General features: G+C 43.7%; 15 protein-coding genes. 4 read left to right on the top strand and 11 right to left on the bottom strand.

Annotated features, from left to right (window positions below):
• Nucleotides 1–123 precede the first annotated feature (123 nt).
• The 3 genes from ackA to ACY3ZI_RS12875 all read left to right on the top strand — a co-directional run bounded on the left by ackA (nucleotide 124) and on the right by ACY3ZI_RS12875 (nucleotide 4,804).
• Nucleotides 124–1,326, top strand: coding sequence for an acetate kinase (gene ackA / locus ACY3ZI_RS12865; RefSeq protein WP_036952711.1), 1,203 nt, complete (start codon nucleotides 124–126; stop codon nucleotides 1,324–1,326).
• 81 nt (nucleotides 1,327–1,407) lie between these two features.
• The gene (pta, locus tag ACY3ZI_RS12870) at nucleotides 1,408–3,537 is read left to right on the top strand and encodes a phosphate acetyltransferase (protein ID WP_154600249.1); all 2,130 of its coding nucleotides are present in this window, start codon (nucleotides 1,408–1,410) and stop codon (nucleotides 3,535–3,537) included.
• Between the two features lie 139 nt (nucleotides 3,538–3,676).
• Nucleotides 3,677–4,804: a hypothetical protein gene (locus ACY3ZI_RS12875; protein ID WP_249215409.1), complete on the top strand. Its 1,128-nt coding sequence runs from the start codon at nucleotides 3,677–3,679 to the stop codon at nucleotides 4,802–4,804.
• 46 nt (nucleotides 4,805–4,850) lie between these two features.
• Here ACY3ZI_RS12875 and yfcD read toward each other — a convergent pair whose 3' ends face one another.
• Complete coding sequence (gene yfcD / locus ACY3ZI_RS12880; protein WP_036952704.1) at nucleotides 4,851–5,393, bottom strand: NUDIX hydrolase YfcD; 543 nt, start codon at nucleotides 5,391–5,393, stop codon at nucleotides 4,851–4,853.
• A gap of 270 nt (nucleotides 5,394–5,663) precedes the next feature.
• Between yfcD and ACY3ZI_RS12885 the strand changes: the two genes are divergently transcribed.
• The gene (locus ACY3ZI_RS12885; RefSeq protein ID WP_036952702.1) at nucleotides 5,664–6,569 is read left to right on the top strand and encodes a TIGR01777 family oxidoreductase; all 906 of its coding nucleotides are present in this window, start codon (nucleotides 5,664–5,666) and stop codon (nucleotides 6,567–6,569) included.
• Between the two features lie 18 nt (nucleotides 6,570–6,587).
• On the opposite strand, the gene ACY3ZI_RS12890 is transcribed toward ACY3ZI_RS12885, so the two are convergent.
• The 10 genes from ACY3ZI_RS12890 to pdxB all read right to left on the bottom strand — a co-directional run bounded on the left by ACY3ZI_RS12890 (nucleotide 6,588) and on the right by pdxB (nucleotide 16,629).
• A complete protein-coding gene (locus ACY3ZI_RS12890) occupies nucleotides 6,588–7,160 on the bottom strand; it encodes a UbiX family flavin prenyltransferase (RefSeq protein ID WP_036952700.1) in 573 nt (190 codons plus the stop codon).
• Between the two features lie 345 nt (nucleotides 7,161–7,505).
• Nucleotides 7,506–9,023 carry an amidophosphoribosyltransferase gene (purF, locus tag ACY3ZI_RS12895; protein ID WP_154602886.1) on the bottom strand — a complete coding sequence of 506 codons (1,518 nt, stop codon included), beginning with the start codon at nucleotides 9,021–9,023 and terminating at the stop codon, nucleotides 7,506–7,508.
• A gap of 14 nt (nucleotides 9,024–9,037) precedes the next feature.
• Entirely contained in the window at nucleotides 9,038–9,541 is a 504-nt protein-coding gene (gene cvpA / locus ACY3ZI_RS12900) for a colicin V production protein (protein ID WP_006660265.1), read from the bottom strand.
• A gap of 177 nt (nucleotides 9,542–9,718) precedes the next feature.
• The gene (gene dedD, locus ACY3ZI_RS12905) at nucleotides 9,719–10,450 is read right to left on the bottom strand and encodes a cell division protein DedD (RefSeq protein WP_487375297.1); all 732 of its coding nucleotides are present in this window, start codon (nucleotides 10,448–10,450) and stop codon (nucleotides 9,719–9,721) included.
• A gap of 5 nt (nucleotides 10,451–10,455) precedes the next feature.
• The gene (gene folC / locus ACY3ZI_RS12910) at nucleotides 10,456–11,742 is read right to left on the bottom strand and encodes a bifunctional tetrahydrofolate synthase/dihydrofolate synthase (protein WP_487377538.1); all 1,287 of its coding nucleotides are present in this window, start codon (nucleotides 11,740–11,742) and stop codon (nucleotides 10,456–10,458) included.
• On the bottom strand, nucleotides 11,735–12,703 hold the full coding sequence (gene accD / locus ACY3ZI_RS12915) for an acetyl-CoA carboxylase, carboxyltransferase subunit beta (RefSeq protein ID WP_108478580.1): 969 nt from the start codon (nucleotides 12,701–12,703) through the stop codon (nucleotides 11,735–11,737). Before accD ends, folC begins: the two co-directional genes overlap by 8 nt.
• 160 nt (nucleotides 12,704–12,863) lie before the next feature.
• The gene (locus ACY3ZI_RS12920) at nucleotides 12,864–13,571 is read right to left on the bottom strand and encodes a DedA family protein (RefSeq protein WP_132495464.1); all 708 of its coding nucleotides are present in this window, start codon (nucleotides 13,569–13,571) and stop codon (nucleotides 12,864–12,866) included.
• Between the two features lie 35 nt (nucleotides 13,572–13,606).
• Entirely contained in the window at nucleotides 13,607–14,422 is an 816-nt protein-coding gene (truA, locus tag ACY3ZI_RS12925) for a tRNA pseudouridine(38-40) synthase TruA (RefSeq protein ID WP_487375298.1), read from the bottom strand.
• The gene (locus tag ACY3ZI_RS12930; RefSeq protein ID WP_211886071.1) at nucleotides 14,422–15,432 is read right to left on the bottom strand and encodes an aspartate-semialdehyde dehydrogenase; all 1,011 of its coding nucleotides are present in this window, start codon (nucleotides 15,430–15,432) and stop codon (nucleotides 14,422–14,424) included. The genes truA and ACY3ZI_RS12930 overlap by 1 nt, the downstream gene beginning before the upstream one ends.
• 72 nt (nucleotides 15,433–15,504) lie before the next feature.
• Entirely contained in the window at nucleotides 15,505–16,629 is a 1,125-nt protein-coding gene (pdxB, locus tag ACY3ZI_RS12935; protein WP_211886073.1) for a 4-phosphoerythronate dehydrogenase PdxB, read from the bottom strand.
• Between the last annotated feature and the right edge of the window lie 13 nt (nucleotides 16,630–16,642).

A 16,642-nucleotide genomic window follows, 5' to 3' on the forward strand; every position in this document is an offset into this window, starting at 1 on the left:
TCATGATATCAATCATGAATTGGTCGGATATAAATGCGCTAGGCTCTAGCGAATTACATTTTTCAACTAAGTCTGTGTGTCCTCATAACGGGCTTCACAACATCAACTAAGATAGGTATTTCCATGTCAAGTAAGCTGGTACTGGTTTTAAACTGCGGTAGCTCCTCACTGAAATTTGCAATCATCGATCCGACTAATGGAGATGAATTTCTATCAGGTTTAGCTGAATGTTTTAATTTGCCTGAAGCTCGCATTAAATGGAAAATGGACGGTGAAAAACATGAGGCACCTTTAGGTGCAGGCGCTGCGCATAGCGAAGCACTGAACTTCATCGTAAATACGATTCTTGCTGCGAAGCCTGAATTGTCAGCACAAATTTCCTCTATTGGTCACCGTATTGTTCATGGTGGCGAGAAATTTACTTCTTCTGTTGTTATTGACGACGAAGTTATCGCGGGTATTAAAGCGGCAATCCCATTCGCGCCTTTACATAACCCAGCTCACCTTATTGGTATTGAAGAGGCGAGAAAATCATTCCCTCATCTGATCACCAAAAACGTAGCAGTATTCGATACAGCGTTCCATCAGACCATGCCTGAAGAAGCTTACCTGTATGCACTGCCATACGAATTATATTCCGAGCACAGCATCCGTCGTTATGGTGCGCACGGTACTAGCCATTTCTACGTTTCTCGTGAAGCCGCGAAAAAACTGAACAAGCCAGTTGATGAACTGAACGTTATCACTTGCCATTTAGGTAATGGTGGTTCAGTATCTGCTATCGTTAACGGTAAATGTGTTGATACATCAATGGGTTTAACTCCATTAGAAGGCTTAGTCATGGGTACTCGTAGCGGCGATATCGACCCTGCGATTATTTTCCACTTACATGATTCATTAGGCATGAGCGTTGATCAAATCAACAAGATGCTGACCAAAGAATCTGGCTTACTGGGCTTAACTGGCGTGACTAGCGACTGCCGTTATGTTGAAGATAACTACGGCACCAAAGCGGATGCAACCCGTGCAATGGATGTGTTCTGCCACCGTTTAGCAAAATATGTTGGTGCGTACAGCGCGCTGATGGAAGGTCGTCTTGATGCAATCATCTTCACTGGTGGTATCGGTGAAAACTCTGCACAAGTGCGTGAAATCACGCTGAAGAAACTGGCAATTCTTGGTTTCGAATATGACCATGAGCGCAACTTAGCAGCACGTTTCGGTAAAGAAGGTGTTATCACCACCGACAACAGCCGCCCGGCACTGGTTATTCCAACCAATGAAGAGCTGGTGATTGCCCAAGATGCTGCACGCTTAACAGCATAAAGACTTTCTTGCCGCCAGCCTTATGCTGGCGGTACTGCTTTAGAGTAACCAAAAAACGAGGTTCCTGTGTCCCGTACAATTATGCTAATTCCTACTGGCACCAGCGTTGGTTTAACCAGCGTTAGTCTGGGTGTCGTCCGCTCAATGGAACAAAAAGGTGTCCAGCTGAGCGTGTTTAAACCTATCGCACAACCACGCGTTTCCGGTAATAAAGACCAAACTACCGAAGTTTTACGTTCTCACTCCAGCATCACAACCATTGTTGAGCCTTTAACAATGGAATATGTTGAGTCTCTACTGACTTCATCGAAGAAAGATATTCTGATGGAAGAGATCGTGGCGCGCTACCACGACCACACTAAAGATGCAGAAGTGATCCTGATCGAAGGTTTAGTCCCAACTCGCAAGCACTCTTTTGCTCAATCACTGAACTACGAAATTGCTAAAACCCTAGGTGCTGAAATTGTATTTGTTACTGCACCGGGCAATAGCTCAATCCAGCAAATGCAAGAGCGTTTAGAGCTGGTTCGTAACGAATTTGGTGGCCAACGTAATGAAAGCATCATCGGGGTTATCGTTAACAAAGTTAACGCACCCGTTGATGAACAAGGTCGTACTCGCCCTGACCTGTCTGAAATCTTTGATGATTCAACCAAAGCGACTGTGGCAAATATCGATGCCAAAGCGCTGGAGTGTTTAAATCTGCCAGTATTAGCGTCAATTCCTTGGAACTTTGACCTGATTGCCACCCGTGCAATCGACATGGCAAAACACTTAAATGCAAAAGTCGTTAACGAAGGTGAAATCAATACTCGCCGCGTTAAATCCGTCACTTTCTGCGCACGTAGCATTCCACACATGCTAGAACATTTCCGCCCAGGTTCATTATTAGTGACCTCAGCGGATCGCCCTGACGTACTGGTATCTGCCTCTTTAGCAGCAATGAACGGCGTAGAAATCGGTGCTATCTTATTAACAGGCGGTTATGATATCGATGCACCTATTCGCAAACTTTGTGAACAAGCATTCGAAACTGGCTTACCTGTGTTTATGGTGAACAGCAACACATGGCAAACTTCACTGAATCTGCAAAGCTTCAGCCTTGAAGTACCTGCTGATGACCATGAGCGTATCGAGAAAATTCAAAACTATGTGGCTCGCCACATTAGCAGTAACTGGATTGAATCTCTGGTTGCTGATTCTGAGCGTCCTAACCGTCTGTCTCCTCCGGCGTTCCGTTACCAGTTAACTGAACTGGCTCGTAAAGCAGGCAAACGTATCGTCCTGCCAGAAGGTGATGAACCACGTACCGTTAAAGCAGCATCGATTTGTGCTGAACGTGGTATCGCGACCTGCGTATTGTTAGGTAATCCTGATGATATCCGCCGTGTTGCAGCATCTCAGGGTATCGAATTAGGCGCTGGCATCGAAATCGTTGACCCAATTAAAGTTCGCGAAGAATATGTTGCACGCTTAGTCGAACTGCGTAAGAGCAAGGGCATGACCGAAGTGGTTGCTCGGGAACAATTGGAAGATAACGTTGTTCTGGGCACATTGATGCTGGAAAAAGGCGAAGTGGATGGTCTGGTCTCTGGCGCGGTTCATACCACCGCAAACACCATCCGCCCACCACTACAGTTAATCAAAACTGCGCCAGGTAGCTCATTAGTTTCTTCTGTATTCTTTATGCTGCTGCCAGAGCAAGTGTTTGTTTATGGTGACTGTGCGATTAACCCAGATCCAACGGCAGAGCAACTGTCTGAAATCGCAATTCAATCTGCGGATTCAGCAAAAGCCTTTGGTATCGAGCCTCGCGTTGCGATGATCTCTTACTCAACGGGTAATTCCGGTGCGGGTAGCGATGTTGAGAAAGTGCGTGAAGCAACACGTTTAGCGCAAGAAAAACGCCCTGACCTGATGATCGACGGTCCGTTACAGTACGATGCTGCAGTAATGGCAGATGTGGCTAAATCTAAAGCGCCAAACTCACCGGTTGCAGGTAAAGCAACTGTGTTTATCTTCCCAGACTTGAACACCGGTAATACTACCTATAAAGCAGTACAACGTTCTGCTGACTTAGTCTCTATCGGTCCAATGCTGCAAGGTATGCGTAAACCCGTTAACGACTTATCCCGTGGTGCACTGGTAGACGATATTGTTTACACCGTTGCACTGACCGCGATTCAAGCGGTACAAAACGAAAACGCATAATCTTAGTTATTAAGTATTGAGTTAAAAGGTCAATCCAGAAATGGGTTGGCCTTTGTTTTTTCATCGCTATATGAAAATGATATCCCTCCCATTTCATATCATTAACTTCTATATTTTCACAAAAATATTGAGGTTAATTATGATTCTCCCCCAAAGAGTCCGTATTAAGTTTGAACAGATAAAATTAACAGACCATTTTAAAAACACCGCTGAGAATGAGTTTTCCCGCAATATAATTGGCATTAAGAATATCCAAGAAGCCGAAAAAGGTGTCTGTTATGGATTAACACATGCTTTCTTATTTTATGCCCATGCAAATGATGAAACGAAATATATAAAAAATCTGGCATACGCATTAAAAAAAGCACATAACCACAAAGAAAACACTCGTCACTATCGCACTTTTTTAAATGATGCTTTCTGTCAAATTATTTATAAACAAGCATCAGTTGACTATGCCCTTCACATTGACAACGCCATGAAAAAGTTTGATTTTTCAAATGATAGCAGTGAATTAAAACAAAAAAATATGCTTATTTCCATCAGTGAAATCTTTTTTAAAAATAGCGCATTGTTACTCGATAATATAAAAGAAGATGATGCTATCAACTTTAAAAAAGCATTACATCAGCTATATTCTTATGCATATTCCACATCCGCAAACGCCAGGGAGGATATATTAAAAGGTAAAAGCCACTTTGAATGTCATTTAATAAAACTAACTGCTCGAGAAATTAAGAAAAAATGTTCTAACCTTGTAAAAAATGACTTATCACTGAACGACATTAAACCATTTTTTGAGCTGGTTAAAAATCACCAGAAAAAAATCATCAAACAAAAAATAATACAAAAAAATAGCCAATATAATATAAAGTATGATACCTATACGACTATTGATAATAATATAAAATTAAATCCACAAAATTATATAACCTTCGAGCAATTCAAACAGCGTATTAATAATCGGCTACAGCAACAAAAGGATACCATTTGTGATTTTATTACTAAAAATCATGCCATGGGGATCACTATTAAACATATTAACGATAAAGTTATATTCAAGTTCCTTGAACCTAATAAAGGGCTTTATATAACAGAAAATAAGAAAAAGTTTTTTAATCTCATTGAAAAAACAATGTCTCGGCAAGCGTGTTTAGTTAATGCTCAACATGAGAAAATCATCGAGATTAATACCTCCTACGCCGATAAACTTCATCAATATCCACTGTCCAATAAAATCAAAGGACCTAAATTTTATAAATCATAAAAATACAAAAGGACTACCAAGGTAGTCCTAATTTCAATACTCGCATTTACTCTGGGTTTGAACAACTAATCGCCTTATCCGCTTCATTATTACGTGTTAACCATAATGACAGCGCTTTGAGTGAATCTGGCGTGAACTCATCGCAACGAGCGGTAATTTCCTTAGGTGTCAACCAACTTACTTCCGCGACTTCACTTTCTTGCAAAGCAAAAGGACCGTGGCTCACACAACTAAATAATCCACCCCACACACGGCAAATTTCATTTTCATAGTAGAAAGTGCCATGCTCTGCAAACGGAACGCCAGCAATCCCCAATTCTTCTTCAGCTTCGCGCTTAGCTGATTCAAGGATCTGTTCATCTTGCATCACGACACCGCCCGCCGTTGCGTCCAAAAGCCCTGGGTAGAAATCTTTAATGTCTGTTCTTCGTTGCACCAGAATTTTACCCATACCATCGTGCACCACGATATAGGTCGCACGGTGGCGTAAGTTTTCTGCACGCATTTGGCTACGAGTTGCTTGCGCTATTACATTATTATCTTCGTCAACGATATCTACCCATTCGACGAATTCGGTCTGTTGTTCCATCCTGAAAACCTTATTTAGCTTGCCCACCAAAATACTTTGATACAAGGTATTCTTTTCGCATATATGTTGCAAGGGATCCTAACCAAATTTGACCTTGCTTTCCATCACAAAAATCAATGCATCTCTTTAAGATACAGTACAAAATTCTTTTTTGTGAAGCGTTAACTGAAACCCAACAATTCCCATTTGCAAATGCTATAGTTATCTTTACAGGGTGGTAAAAATTGGATTATTTAGAGTGTGATAGCGCTTTAAATAGGGGGATAAAAAATGAGAATTCTAATAACAGGCGGAACAGGGTTAATTGGTACCCAACTAGTTCAAACGTTAGTGATGCATTCACATCAGGTCACCGTGTTAAGCCGTTCACCACAAAAAGTATACAGTTTATTTTGTAAAGCCGTTGAATGCTGGACAACCCTTCAAGATAAAACCTCTCTTGATGGCTTTGATGTGGTCATCAACCTTGCTGGTGAACCTATCGCAGAAAAACGTTGGACGGCAGCACAAAAACAGATCCTTTGTGATAGTCGCTGGAAAATCACGCAACAATTGACGAATTTAATCAAAGCCAGTCAAAACCCACCGAGCGTATTCCTGTCAGGTTCTGCTGTTGGTTACTATGGCGACCAAGGTCAATCGGTCGTGACGGAAGAAGATCAACCTCATGATGAATTTACCCATCAACTAGCTGCTCACTGGGAAGCTATCGCCCAAGAAGCGCAATCGGATAAAACCCGAGTTTGTTTACTACGTACTGGATTAGTTTTATCCCCTAACGGCGGTTTGCTCGCTAAAATTCTGCCTATTTTTAAAATGGGTGCTGGTGGACCGATTGGTCACGGAAAACAATTTATGCCGTGGATCCATATTAACGATATGGTGAAGGCGATTTTATTCCTAATGGAGACGCCAACCCTCTCCGGCCCATTTAATATGACCTCGCCTTACCCTGTCCATAATGATCAATTTGCCGCCATGATGGGGGATGTTACCAACCGCCCTTCCTTTATCCGCACCCCAGCATTTGCAGTCAGGGGTGTACTTGGGGAATCCGCGACATTATTACTTGGTGGACAACAAGCCATACCTAAACGTTTAGAAGAGGCTGGCTTTGAATTTGAATTTATTGAGCTGAGAATTGCACTTGAAGATTTGTTAGCACCAAAATCATGATTATTTTAAAAACAGGCACTATTTAGCGCCCTGCCAACGGGTAAATAAATCTTGTTCAAGCTCGATATCAAATTGGTCAAGAACGCGGTTAACGGTCTGGTTAACAATATCTTGAATCGATTGAGGCTGGTGATAAAACGCAGGCATTGGGGGCATAATCACCGCTCCCATTTCTGCGGCTTGTACCATCAATTTCAAATGGCCAATATGCAGCGGTGTTTCACGCACACCCAGCACCAATTTTTTCCCTTCTTTTAAAACGACATCTGCGGCACGGGTGACTAACGTGTCTGTATAGCTGTGAACGATGCCAGAAAGGGTTTTCATGGTACACGGCATGATAACCATACCTGCGGTACGAAAAGAGCCTGAGGAGATGGCAGCGGCGATATCGCGGCTATCGTAAACATGGTCTGCAAGCTGTTGCACATCTTTAACACTGAATTCTGTTTCCAGTGCTAATGTCTGACGCGCAGCTGCACTCATCACTAGGTGGGTTTCCACATCTTTCACAGGTTTAAGCACTTCCAGCAATCGAATACCGTAGATCGCCCCACTCGCACCCGTTAACCCAATGATAAGTTTTTTCATGTTCAACCCCAATTCACGTAATTTCCTGCATTATATACCAAATAGGTGGAAGTAGTGAGTGAGAGGCGAAGTGTAGAGGTCAGGATAGTAAAAATATAGAGCAAAACTTTACTCACTGAAAATAAGTGGGCATCAAGAAAAACAATACGAGCAGAGGGTAATTCAGACTAACTTCATTTTCAGCTTAGTTTTAGATTTAAACCACATTTAATCCTCTAAATAATTCATGTTGTAGCTAGGCGGCAAGTTAGCTAAGCCCTAGGAGCATACATAAGTATGTGACTAGGGTTAGCTAATGCAGCCAACAACGCTACAGCGTGAAGTATGACGAGGATCCCCGAAAATTTAGCCTTCGTTGTAAATTTCTAAATCCTCAACATCACTCTGATCTTTCAACTTCAACTCATCATCTTTACGCAGATTTTCTAGATAATCTAAATAGGTCTGGTCAATATCTTTGGTCACGTAGATACCATCAAATACGGAACATTCAAATTCGTTGATTTCAGGATTTTCTTCACGAACCGCATCAATGAGGTCGCTAAGATCTTGGAAAATTAGGCCATCTGCGCCAATCAGTTTACGGATTTCATCCACTTCTCGGCCATGTGCAATCAGCTCATTGGCATTTGGCATATCAATGCCGTATACGTTAGGGAAGCGAACTTCTGGTGCGGCTGAAGCAAAGTAGACATTCTTTGCACCCGCTTCACGAGCCAATTCAACGATCTGTTCTGATGTGGTACCGCGCACAATAGAGTCATCCACCAGCAGAACGTTTTTATCGCGAAACTCTGCACGGTTAGCATTCAGTTTTCGGCGCACAGATTTACGACGTTCTTGTTGCCCCGGCATGATAAAAGTACGGCCCACATAGCGGTTTTTCACAAAACCTTGGCGATACGGTTTATCTAGGATATGGGCGATTTCTAACGCGATATCGCATGAGGTTTCAGGGATTGGGATCACCACATCAATATGCAAGTCTTCCCATTCGCGAGCAATTTTCGCGCCCAATTTTTGCCCCATACGCAATCTTGCGTTATACACCGAGATTTTATCGATAAACGAATCTTGGCGAGCAAAATAAACATATTCAAAAATACACGGCGTCAGCTGCGGGTTCTCTGCACATTGGCGGGTAAATAATTTGCCATCCTCAGTAACATACACCGCTTCGCCTGGCGCAACATCACGCAGGAATTCGAAGCCTAAAGTATCGAGTGCCACACTTTCAGAGGCAACCATATACTCATGTTCGCCAGTCGCTAAAATACGGCGACCAAGGACTAATGGGCGAATACCATGAGGATCACGGAATGCCACCATGCCATGACCAATAATCAGTGCCACACAAGCATAAGCGCCACGGATTTTTTTGTGCATTGATGCTACGGCACTAAAAATGTTGTCGGGTTCGAGAGGAAAATGATCAAACTTATCTAATTCGTATGCTAATACGTTTAGAAGAATTTCGGAGTCTGACGTGGTATTCACATGGCGACGTGCTGTTTCAAATAGACTCCGAGCGAGTTCGTGAGCATTTGTCAGGTTACCATTATGTGCAAGGGTGATACCAAAAGGAGAGTTAACGTAAAAAGGCTGGGCTTCGGATGCGCTGGAACTACCCGCAGTTGGGTAACGCACATGTCCAATACCCATTGAGCCTTGAAGACGCAGCATGTGGCGCGTTTCAAAGACGTCTTTTACTAAACCATTTGCTTTACGCAAACGGATATTGTTTTTACCATCAATAGTCGCAATACCCGCTGCATCTTGCCCACGATGCTGCAGCACCGTTAACGCATCATAAATTGATTGGTTTACCGGTGAAACACCGGCGATACCGACAATACCGCACATTTAGTCTTTCCTCATCAGCCAGACGGAGAGATATTCTCCGGTAGGAAACTTGACGCATTTTGCAGGTAGTCAAAGAACCACCTAATAATATGACTGAACTGCGGAATAAGCTGTGAACGATGCCAATCCTCACTTTGAGGAAGCGGTGTAAATGTATCGAGAAAGAACAACAGCGCCGATACAATTAATACCCCACGCAACGCACCGAAGCAGATCCCCAGTACACGATCTGTACCCGATAATCCGGTTTTTTGTACTAATGAGCTAATCACATAGTTCACCACTGCACCGACAATCAATGTCGCGATAAACAGCGCTGCAATCGCAATACCATTACGAACTAAAATATCCTCAAAGTTCGTAAAGTAACTCGCTAAATAAGGGTAAAACGTACTTGCTACGAAGAACGCACAACCCCAAGTGATTAACGATAATGCCTCACGTACAAATCCACGGATCAGGCTTACCAGTGCCGAGAAGCCAATAATGGCGATAATTGTGTAATCAATCCAGACCATATTTCATTCCAAAATTCGCATTCACGTCAGCGGCGAATGCATTCTAACAGAAAACGAAAACGTTTGCGTAACCATTTTTCATTGAATTTAAAAAAATCAGCGGCGAAAAGAAAAAATCATAATCGCCGCAGTAAGTTACTAAATACCCTTATTTTTTAGGGATAACTGAATATCAATTTAAGGTTTAAAGGCTTGGATTATCCCTTTTGTACCGGTAATTGCGTTCAATTCAGGTAAAGCCGATTCAAGCTTCTGCCTTGATGCTTCTGGTCCCACATAAATACGCGTTAATTTGTTGTTCACCGGTTGCGCTGGCACCGTATAAACCTGATACCCAGACAGTCTTAACTTCGCCACAATTTCTTCAACCTTGCTGGCATTATTGAGGGCAATCACTTGCACCACATACGCTTTACCTTGAGGTTCTTGTTTCGGTTCAGGTTTAGGTTCTGGCTTTGGTTCCACCTTAGGCTTAGGCTCAGGTTTTGGTTCTGGCTTAGGCTCCGGTTTCGGTTTCGGTTCTACTCGTGGTTTTTCTGGAGTGACATTAGTTGGAATGGCACTTCCATTTTGATTCGCCACGTTTTGGCTGTTATTACTTTGATTTGTACTGCTTTGATTTGCACTGTTTGCGGCTACAGGAGGCTGCTCACTTTGCTTTTGCTCAGTAATAGCTTCCGATAACATCGCTTCAGAAGTTCCTTCCGAAGACGCGGTCGATGCACTGTGTGTAATTGGTGCAATTGACTCAATATCTTCTTCATCACCCGGTTTGGGAATAATCGGAATGGCCGCAAATTCATTTTCATTGTATTTCTTATCGCCATCCAATAATGCGGGCAATACGATGACCCCTGCGGCGACTAACACAATGGCGCCAGCAAGACGATTTTGGAATTTACTAGCCACTGGCTTTATCCTTCTGCTTTCTCTAATAACATCATGACATGAGCCACGGTATGGAATGACCCACACACCACAATCACATCTTGTGGTCGCGCATCCGCACATGCTTGTTGCCAAGCTGCTTCCACGGAATCAAACTCATGGGCACCGTCAACATGCTGACTAAGCTCAGTCACATCTGCACCACGAAACTCTCTTAGCGGCGCGAGATACCAGTCAGTTACTTGTTGGGATAAACAGGTTAATGTCCCTTGAATATCTTTATCCCCTAGCATTCCCACCACAGCACGAACTCGACGACCTTCTGTCACCGGTAATTGTGCGAGTTTGGAGACTAAATAGCCTGCAGCATGAGGGTTATGGGCTACATCCAAGATCATTAACGGATGTTCTCCAATGATCTGAAAACGTCCCGATAACTGAGCAGTACTTAAACCTTGGTGGATAGCTTGGTCAGTGATTTTCTGCGCTAACTGGGCATCAATCTCCATCAAGCATCTGATCACCCCCATCGCAGTTGCTGCATTAGCCAACGGCACATTCGGTAACGGTAAATTGTCCCACGAACGTTGAGAACTTTCCCAAGACCAATGTTGCCCCTGCTCTTGGTAATCCCAATCCTTGCCACGACGAAACAGCATGGTGCCAATTTTGTCTGCATAAGCGCCTATAGAGGCTGGCATATCAGGCTCACCCACCACACCATAATGACCTTGGCGGAAAATACCCGCTTTCTCATGACCAATATGCTCACGGTCAGAACCTAGCCAATCGGTATGATCAAGCGCAATACTGGTGATTGCCGCGATATCCGCATCCACGACATTAGTTGCATCAAGGCGACCGCCTAACCCTACTTCAAGGATCACAATATCTAACTCAGCTTGCTTAAATAATTGTAGTGCAGCTAAGGTGCCATATTCAAAGTAGGTTAATGAAATATTTCCACGCTGCGCTTCGATAGTCGCAAATGCTTGGCAAAACTCACTTTCAGTAAGCTCTTTACCTTGGATTCGGACGCGTTCCGTGTAACGCACTAAATGTGGGGAACTGTAGACCCCTACTTTCAAACCCGCAGCCATCAAAATAGACTCAAGTGTATGGCAGGTTGTACCTTTACCGTTTGTGCCGGTGACAGTGATGACGCGAGGAGCAGGTTGAGTGAGATGCATTTGACGGGCTGCTTGCCCTACTCGTTCCAACCCCATATCAATATTTTGGCTATGCAGGTCAGTGAGATAAGAGAGCCAAGCCTCCAATGGAGACTTGGCTGTAGGAATGATTGGATTACTCATCATCTTTTTTATGTTTAGCGCCTTTTGCTTTATCTGCACCATCGACAGCGTCAGCAAGGTCAATTTCCACATCAACCACTTCAACAACCAGCGCTGGCGCGGTGTTCAGACTTGGTTGATTGGTTAACATCGCTAGGACATCCGCCAGACGATCACGCATATCTTGACGACGCACGATCATGTCAATAGCCCCTTTTTCCAGCAGAAATTCACTGCGTTGGAAACCTTGAGGTAATTTTTCACGAACAGTTTGTTCGATTACGCGAGGACCCGCGAAGCCAATCAGTGCTTTAGGCTCAGCCACGTTGATATCACCCAACATTGCTAAACTTGCAGAAACACCACCCATGGTCGGGTCAGTCAGTACAGAAATGTACGGTAAGCCACGTTCTTGCATTTTCGCCAGTGCAGCGCTGGTTTTTGCCATTTGCATCAGAGACAGAAGCGCTTCTTGCATACGCGCACCACCACTGGATGAGAAGCAAACTAATGGACAGTTATCTTCCAAAGCTTGTTCTACAGCACGGACAAAACGTGCCCCCACAACCGATGCCATTGAACCACCCATAAAGGAGAATTCAAATGCAGCGGCAACAACAGGCATCTCTTTGAGCGTACCTTTCATCACGACGATAGCATCTTTTTCACCCGTCTCTTTCTGGGCTGAGCTAATTCTGTCTTTGTATTTTTTAGAGTCGCGGAATTTGAGCACATCTTTTGGCTCCAATTCGCTACCTAATTCCGTTGTTGAGTTTTCATCAAGGAAAGATTCAAGGCGTTGGCGAGCATGAATTCGCATATGGTGGTCACATTTTGGACACACTTGTAGGTTACGCTCAAGCTCAGCACCGTAGAGGACTTGCCCACAGCTATCACATTTAGTCCAAACACCTTCAGGGATGTTTGCTTTATGGGATGGGGTTGAAGTACCTTTTTTTAAAATTTTCTCAATCCAGCTCATTAATGGACCTTTTTGTCTGATTGCACTCTGACGACACTTCAAATAATACCGCCCCTGAATTTCAGATGGTGGTTATATAAGAAGCATCTATCAGTATGTTATTTTTTGCCATTAAACCACAATGATATCTCACTGTAGATAAAAACTTTTTTCAAACCGATTATTGGTTATCGTTTTTTTGCGTCACCACACTATTTTCTTTTGCCACTGCATTTTTTTCTTTTGCAGCAGCTCGACGGTGGCGAATAATTTCAATGACACCCGGCAGAATCGAAATAAAGATAATCGCGACTATCAGTAATTTCAAATTCTTTTGTACTATCGGTAGATCACCGAATAAATACCCTGCATAGGTAAAGAGTAACACCCATAATAACGCACCTGCCACATTATAAAAGGCAAAATGACGGTAAGACATTTTACCCATACCCGCAACGAAAGGTGCAAAGGTTCTCACGATAGGCACAAAACGCGCCAAGATAATTGCTTTTCCGCCATGTTTTTCATAAAACTGATGGGTTTTATCTAAATAGCTACGACGGAAAATTTTTGAATCTGGGTTTTTAAACAGTTTTTCACCAAAGATACGTCCAATGGTGTAGTTCACTGCATCACCAATAATTGCCGCAATAATCATCAACAATACCATGACGTGTACGTTTAAATCATTACTTGGCAATGCTGCTAACGCACCCGCGACAAATAATAATGAATCCCCGGGAAGGAAAGGCGTAACCACCAGCCCCGTCTCACAGAATAGGATCAGGAATAAAATTCCGTAAACCCAAACACCATATTCGGCGACCAATTCCGCAAGATGCACATCAATATGTAAAATAAAATCAATGATAAAACTGATAAACTCCATGGGGTTCCTCATGTGGAGATTTATATTAACGACCTTTACAGCAGCTCATCCGCAAGAAATAGAGGCCCCATCACATTCTGTGGTAGGTCAAATTTTTCAGGATAATCCACGCTCACTAAATACAGTCCTTCCGCTTTGGCTGTCGCCGCCGCTTTCGTTCTATCTTTTAATTCTAGAAGATGTGCCATCCAATCAATGTCTTGATTACCACAGCCTATCTCCAACAAACTGCCAACAATATTTCTCACCATATGGTGTACAAACGCATTGGCTTTAATATCCACAACCACATAGTTTCCGTGACGCGTTACATTAACGTGCATCACATTACGCCAAGGGCTTTTTGACTGACATTGCACCGCACGGAATGAGGTAAAATCACGCTCCCCCAACAATGCTTGTGCCGCTTGGTGCATACGTTTTTCATCAAGTGGAAAATGAAAGTGCGTGACACCATTCGATAAAATTGCAGGTCGATAACGGTGATTAAAAATCACATAACGATATCGACGTGCGGTTGCACTAAAACGCGCATGAAACTCATCACCCACAGGTTTACACCAGCGAACCGCAATATCTTCAGGAAGATGGGTATTTGCCCCCATCGTCCAGGCAGCCTCTTTGCGGTTTGCTGAAGTTTCAAAATGTACCACCTGCCCAGTCGCATGAACACCTGCATCCGTACGTCCTGCACAATTGACAGTGATTGGTTCCGCGGCAATTTTAGACAGGGCAACCTCAAGGCAACCCTGTACACTTTTCACTTCTTGCTGGCGTTGCCAACCATAATAACGGCTACCGTTATACTCAATTCCGAGGGCAATGCGATACAACTTTGGGGACTCCGACATTAGTAATACAGCTCCTGAGCCAGTTTTTCTGCTGTCTCAACCGCCATTAACGCACCACCAAAACGAACGTTATCCGCCACTGACCAGAACTGTAAAATTTCCGGTATACCATAATCGTTACGAATACAGCCAATGCTTAAGAAATCATTACCTGATGCGTCAGTCACTTGAGTTGGATAATCACCCTCTTCTGAGACCTGAATATCATCAAAACGTTCAAATTCTTCGCTCGCTTCTTCTGCGCTAACTGGGCGTAGTGTTTCTAAATGCACCACTTGCGCATTACCATAAAATACAGGTGACTGAATAAAGCTTACGGAGACTGGCAAACCGTCGTCTTGCAGCACTTTACGAACTTGCTCAACTAAACGGCGTTCTTGCACAACACTGCCTTCAGCATCCGCTAATAATGGCAGCATGTTAAAGGCTAATTGCTTAGTAAAACGCCCTTCTTCCGCAGGGATACCATTCAATAAACGTGCGCTTTGACCTGCTAATTCATCAACGGCGGCTTTACCGTACGCTGACATCGACAGCATATTGGTCAGAGTAATGCGCCCTACACCAGCCGCGTCCACTAATGGTTTGATAGACGTTAATAGCTGGCTAACATAACTGTCTGCCACCGAAATAATATTGCGATTACGATAATCCGCTAATACTTGCGGGTTAACGCCCGGTACCACTAACGGTACATCAGGGTCTAACGCAAAAACACCGCTGTTATCAATCACAATGCAGCCTTCTTGTGCTGCTAATTCCGCATACTGTGCCGCGGCTTCTTCACCTGCAGCGAAAAAGGCAATTTGTGCCTGCGACCAATCGAAATCCGCGACATCTTGCACTTGATAGCTTTTACCGTTGAAACGAATGCTCTCCCCTGCACTGCGCTCACTGGCTAATAAATAAAGCTCACCAACGGGAAACTCTCTTTCTTGAAGCAGGGAAAGAATGCCTTCGCCCACTGCGCCGGTTGCCCCGAGTAATGCAATATTCCAACCTTCTGTCATGGTTTTTCCTCTAAAAAATCAAAGTGAAACAAGCTGTGATTAGTCACTTATTTCACCTAAAAGAATCTGTTATTAAATTTTTGCGTTAAAGCCTAATTCGCTCAGTAACTGGACTGTCTCTTGGCTATCGCATTGAACTGTTAACGATGACCATTCACGGCGTTCTTGGTAGTGTTTACGTAATTTATCGAACTCACCGGGAATGCCAGCCACTGCGCGCAGTGATGCATCATCACGGCGCACATCATACACGAGATGCACTAATCTTTTGAGCTGGCTTTGCGTTAATTTACCATTGAAATTAATGCAGTCGATATCCGGTTTCGGTAACAGCGATGCCAGAGATACATTAGTAGGCTTACCTAGGAATTCGCAATAAGCTTCAAAGACTTGGGTTGTTCCTCGTGCTTTACCTTCTAAAGTATAGCCTGCAATATGCGGTGTACCGATATCCACATACGCCAGTAATTCTGTATCCAGATCAGGCTCAGGCTCCCACACATCCAATACCACACTCAGCGGTTTACCTTGCTCAAGCAACTGTAATAGCGCTTGGTTGTCCACCACTTCACCACGACTTGCATTCACCAAAATGGTGCCGTCACGTAGATTGGCTAGTCGAGACTCATCCATTAAGTGGAAAGTCGAATATTCGCCCTCCATATTGAGCGGCGTATGGAAGGTTAAAATGTCAGCCTGCTCCAGTAGCGAATCGAATGGAACAAAAACTTCTTGGTCACCTTTATCTGCTCGAGGAGGGTCACATAATACGGTATTCACGCCCCACGCTTGCAGACGTTTATACAAACGCCCTCCCACATTACCAACACCCACTATCCCCACGGTTTTATCGCGCAAATCAAAGTTATCGCGTTCCGCCAGCATCAGTAATGCAGAAAAAACATACTCAACGACAGCAATGGCATTGCACCCCGGCGCTGAAGAAAATCCAATATTGGCCTCGGCAAGCCACTGGGTATCAACATGGTCAAACCCTGCTGTTGCCGTACCGACGAATTTTACTGGCGTATTGCTCAGTAATGATTTATTTACTTTGGTAATTGAGCGCACCATTAATGCATCTGCATCAGTCAGTTCCTGTTCTGGCACTGGGCGCCCTGGTACTGCTTTAACTTCGCCTAGCTCACTAAATAGTGTTTGAGCATATGGCATGTTTTCATCAACCAAAATTTTCACGGAATTCGTCCCA

This window comes from Providencia sp. LY12 (assembly GCF_057621555.1).

Excerpts from the sequence above, each read along its gene's own strand:
- ACY3ZI_RS12885 (WP_036952702.1), top strand. The coding sequence starts at position 5,664 with ATGAGAATTCTAATAACAGGCGGAACAGGGTTAATTGGTACCCAACTA.
- pta (WP_154600249.1), top strand. The coding sequence starts at position 1,408 with ATGCTAATTCCTACTGGCACCAGCGTTGGTTTAACCAGCGTTAGTCTG.
- folC (WP_487377538.1), bottom strand. The coding sequence starts at position 11,742 with ATGAGTAATCCAATCATTCCTACAGCCAAGTCTCCATTGGAGGCTTGG.
- ACY3ZI_RS12920 (WP_132495464.1), bottom strand. The coding sequence starts at position 13,571 with ATGGAGTTTATCAGTTTTATCATTGATTTTATTTTACATATTGATGTG.
- purF (WP_154602886.1), bottom strand. The coding sequence starts at position 9,023 with ATGTGCGGTATTGTCGGTATCGCCGGTGTTTCACCGGTAAACCAATCA.
- ACY3ZI_RS12930 (WP_211886071.1), bottom strand. The coding sequence starts at position 15,432 with ATGACAGAAGGTTGGAATATTGCATTACTCGGGGCAACCGGCGCAGTG.
- truA (WP_487375298.1), bottom strand. The coding sequence starts at position 14,422 with ATGTCGGAGTCCCCAAAGTTGTATCGCATTGCCCTCGGAATTGAGTAT.
- ACY3ZI_RS12875 (WP_249215409.1), top strand. The coding sequence starts at position 3,677 with ATGATTCTCCCCCAAAGAGTCCGTATTAAGTTTGAACAGATAAAATTA.
- cvpA (WP_006660265.1), bottom strand. The coding sequence starts at position 9,541 with ATGGTCTGGATTGATTACACAATTATCGCCATTATTGGCTTCTCGGCA.
- ACY3ZI_RS12890 (WP_036952700.1), bottom strand. The coding sequence starts at position 7,160 with ATGAAAAAACTTATCATTGGGTTAACGGGTGCGAGTGGGGCGATCTAC.
- yfcD (WP_036952704.1), bottom strand. The coding sequence starts at position 5,393 with ATGGAACAACAGACCGAATTCGTCGAATGGGTAGATATCGTTGACGAA.
- accD (WP_108478580.1), bottom strand. The coding sequence starts at position 12,703 with ATGAGCTGGATTGAGAAAATTTTAAAAAAAGGTACTTCAACCCCATCC.
- ackA (WP_036952711.1), top strand. The coding sequence starts at position 124 with ATGTCAAGTAAGCTGGTACTGGTTTTAAACTGCGGTAGCTCCTCACTG.